This is a genomic window from Pantoea sp. E956-1 (assembly GCF_982223955.1).
On record NZ_CEUYZP010000099.1, the window covers coordinates 1 to 410 of the forward strand.

At 56.8% G+C, this 410-nt stretch carries 1 protein-coding gene; it reads left to right on the forward strand.

The window, feature by feature from the left end; all coding sequences use genetic code 11:
• The first annotated feature begins 136 nt into the window (after window positions 1-136).
• The gene (locus AC0T7J_RS25445) at window positions 137-307 is read left to right on the forward strand and encodes a hypothetical protein (RefSeq protein WP_473798587.1); all 171 of its coding nucleotides are present in this window, start codon (window positions 137-139) and stop codon (window positions 305-307) included.
• Window positions 308-410: the final 103 nt, after the last annotated feature.

Here is a 410-nt window from a genome sequence, read left to right on the forward strand (position 1 = left end):
CGCTGAAGCAATTCGATGTGTCGCTCAAGGCCCTGGTGGCGTCGAGCTGATTCTTAAAACGTAAATGGCAACGGCGGCGCCGTGAAGTCGAACCGTTGCCGGTTGAACCGGACCTTTATTTTTCAGGATTTACTCCATGCGTACTTTATTCGTGCCAGCCATGGCTTTTGTTTCCCTGTTGCTCGCCGGTTGCGCTTCGGCGCCGAACGATCCGACCCTGACCTTGCAGACCAGCAAGACGCCGGCGCAGTACGCCGATTGCGTGGTGCCGAAGTTGCAGGACAGTGCGTTGAATCCGACGGTTTAGCAGAGTCAGCGCAGTTATCGGATTGTGGTGCCGAGCAAGGTGTCGGCGGATAACGTGCTGGAGGCGTACAAGGCGGGGAAGGGCGGCAAGGTGTTCATTTATG